This is a genomic window from Aquiflexum sp. (assembly GCF_977115555.1).
This window is the reverse complement of the sequence record NZ_CDSBKL010000447.1, coordinates 1-3,131: the sequence shown is the minus strand read 5'-3', so window position 1 is coordinate 3,131 and position 3,131 is coordinate 1. Positions and strand designations below refer to the sequence as shown.

Below are 3,131 nucleotides of genomic sequence, written 5' to 3'. Positions count from 1 at the left end.
ACAATAGAAACAAAAGGATACAAAAGGTTTTAGAATATTTGTAACCACAATAGAAATAAAGGGTGCCAAGGAAGTTCGCTAGATTGAAACCACAAAGGCACAAAAGAAGCCTAGGTATCTAGAACATTTGCAACCACAATAGAAACAAAAGGATACAAAAGGTTTTAGAATATTTGTAACCACAATAGAATCAAGAGGGTACCAAGGAAGTTCGGTAGATTGAAACCACAAAAGGCACAAAAGTGGGTTATGCTTCTAAAACATTTGCAACCACAATAAGAACAAAAGGATACAAAAGGTTCTAGAATATTTCTAACCACAAAAGAAACAAAAGGATACAAAAGGTTTTAGAATATTTGTAACCACAACAGAAACAAAAGGAAACAAAAGGTTTTAGAATATTTGCAACCACAAATGAAAACAAAAGGAATATTTGAAAGCCCCAAAATGGCAAAGACATATAGCATAAAATAGTTTATACATTGGCTTTAAGTTTCCTAATCACCTCCAAGGACCTAGAGCCAATTGACCCAATATCACTCAATTTATTTTCGAAATAATTCTGAATTTTTACTGATTCATTTCATTTATCATCTCGCAATAACCCAGCACAAGGAAAATCTATTGCCCAGTCTTGACTGCTGATTTTAAATCATAGTATCGCTTTTATCCCCATTTTCATACTTAATCCCCCATTACCTTGTTTGAAATAAAGTACTATACCCCATCTGAAATAGAGGCCTGGAATGAGCTGATTGATATCAGTTCCAATGGGGTATTCCTTCATTCCAGGAATTTTATGGATTACCATAAAGACCGTTTTACCGATGCTTCTCTTGTGGTCTATAGCGGGAAGGAACTTCTTGCTGTATTGCCTGGCAACAGCTATCAAAAGTCATTTTTGTCCCATCAGGGACTGACTTACGGAGGTTGGATTTTTAAGAAGGGGATTGATTCCGTCCTCCAACAGGAAATTATCCAATCCACTCTAAAATTCTTATTTAGGAAAGGATTCGACAGGATCCGGGTAAAACCTGTCCCGGAGTTTTACCATTCTGAAAAGCTTGACAACGATGCCCTGATGCTCTCAAGTGGTGGGGTCTTGGTGGATGAGGATCCTAATTATGCCATAGAACTTCCAAAAGTGATTTCTGACAGGGGCAAGAGATGGGGTGTCCAAAAGGCTATGAATTTAGGCATCCATATAGAAGAGGATGATGGTTTTGTGACTTTCTGGGAAGAAATCCTGATGCCTTACCACAAGCAGGTTCTTGGGTATGAACCGGTTCACAGCCTTGCTGAGATTGAATATCTTGCAGGGAAAAATCCTGAAAAGATCCGACAGTTTAATGCCTACCATAAAGGGGAAATTTTAGCAGGAGTGACGGTTTTTGTACATCCTGAGGTGGCAAGGACACAATACATCGCTTCTACCGAAGACGGCAGAAAAAACAGGGCTGTAGACCTTCTTTTAGGGTATCTGATGCGTCATGTGGGGGAAAAATACATCGATCTCGGTGGCGTGACCGATCCCAAAACAGGATTGCCCAAGGAAAGTCTCGTCCAATGGAAGGAGAGCTTTGGCGGGGAATTGTATGTGGGGAAGGTGTGGGAGTTTTTTGAATGAAGAATTATGAATGAAGAATTATGAATTGAGAATGATGAATGAAATTAATAATGTAGAATTGGGGTTAGCGGTTATTTTTTGAGGAAATGAGGATTGAGTTTAGAATTTTATTTATTTCTAAGATTTCGGATTGCAAAAAAATGAAGTCCGGATGGTCCCTGATCAATTCTTTTCGATCTAGCAATTTGATCCAATATGCTGTTTCCCGCGCTTCTTTGGAAGCAATGCTGATTTTTGAAATGAAGTCATTTTTTGATTGGGCTGCCTGTGCTTCCTCTACATTCGCACCTATAGAGGTGCCTGAACCAACAATTTGATCAGCTAACCTGTAATGATTATTTTCCCGAAGGAAGAAATAAATGTTAAGAATTTTCTCTGCGAAAATGAAGCTTTTATCTACGATCGGATTTTTCATTTTTAGTTTCCTTTTCCACTAAAATACAAAACGACCAAATCAAGATTGGTAAATTAATCGTTTAAAATCGGAAAAAATATTCCGAATCATACATTCAGTCCTCATTTCCCATTCAACATTTATCATTATTCATTTACCGGAGTTCCACATTGATTTCGTCGCCTTTGTGGATTTCGGAGGCTAATTTGAAATAAAGGTGGCGGTTGTTTTTGTCATTGATCAGGATGGTGTCTTCCACTTTTTCAGCTAGCTCCAAATCTTCGATGGTCAGTGAATCCAGCCATTGGGAAGCATTGATCTCAAAAATAATGGATGGGTTGATCGTCCTGTCGGAGGTAAATGAAAGTAAGGGGGAACTGCCTGTATTCATTTCGAGGTCAAAACGGGGTCTTGCCCCAAAAAGCTCGATGGTCACCGGGATGAGTTCACAGGCACTGCTGTAGTAGGAGGCGGCGATAAATACCGAAGGATTTTCCAAATGGTCAGACAAATGGATGCCAAAACCCAACCTGTCATAAATGCCTTCAGGGATGTTGATAAAAAAATCCTCGCTCTCATCTGATTTATCGAAAAACACTTTCTTGACTTCATTGAATTCAATGTCAAGGTTCTTTTTGAATTTGCTTGTCTCATTCTCCCCACCTACATTCAGTTCAAGTTTTTTGATGCAAATAAACCCCTCATGGATAATAATCTTGGGTTTGTGGGGAGGAAATACATCCATAGTGCCTTCGTACTTGTCTGTCAGCACAAATGCAAGCCCTATAAAACTTTCGTCAAGTTGGTGCTGGAAATAATCATGGGCACGGTATTGAATAATAAGCATGGTGTGAAAATTATTGAAAGTTACCTGTTGACAAAAATTCTTTCTTTAAGGATGTACTCTTTCCCCAACGAAGGGAAAACATTATTCGCATAAAACTTCAAGTTTAAAAGTTCAATTTTGGTGCCAAGAAATAATATTTATTTCACATTTAATAACCTTGCACTGCCCAAGGGTGATTTGGGACAGGGTTTTTAAAAAAATGAATTTGTGGCAGATTTTTTTTTAATAAAGTTCTGAAAAATAATTGTTTATAGAATTTTTTT

Annotated in this window: 3 protein-coding genes; 1 reads left to right on the top strand and 2 read right to left on the bottom strand. The window is 38.0% G+C overall.

Going from position 1 to position 3,131, the window contains the following annotated elements; translation table 11 throughout:
* Positions 1-700: 700 nt before the first annotated feature.
* The gene (locus ACZFYI_RS18060; protein WP_462525520.1) at positions 701-1,627 is read left to right on the top strand and encodes a hypothetical protein; all 927 of its coding nucleotides are present in this window, start codon (positions 701-703) and stop codon (positions 1,625-1,627) included.
* 64 nt (positions 1,628-1,691) lie between these two features.
* Here ACZFYI_RS18060 and ACZFYI_RS18055 read toward each other — a convergent pair whose 3' ends face one another.
* Both ACZFYI_RS18055 and ACZFYI_RS18050 read right to left on the bottom strand, forming a co-directional pair.
* Positions 1,692-2,042, bottom strand: coding sequence for a four helix bundle protein (locus tag ACZFYI_RS18055; protein WP_462525519.1), 351 nt, complete (start codon positions 2,040-2,042; stop codon positions 1,692-1,694).
* Positions 2,043-2,175: 133 nt separating this feature from the next.
* Complete coding sequence (locus ACZFYI_RS18050; RefSeq protein ID WP_462525518.1) at positions 2,176-2,868, bottom strand: hypothetical protein; 693 nt, start codon at positions 2,866-2,868, stop codon at positions 2,176-2,178.
* Between the last annotated feature and the right edge of the window lie 263 nt (positions 2,869-3,131).

Excerpts from the sequence above, each read along its gene's own strand:
- ACZFYI_RS18055 (WP_462525519.1), bottom strand. The coding sequence starts at position 2,042 with ATGAAAAATCCGATCGTAGATAAAAGCTTCATTTTCGCAGAGAAAATT.
- ACZFYI_RS18050 (WP_462525518.1), bottom strand. The coding sequence starts at position 2,868 with ATGCTTATTATTCAATACCGTGCCCATGATTATTTCCAGCACCAACTT.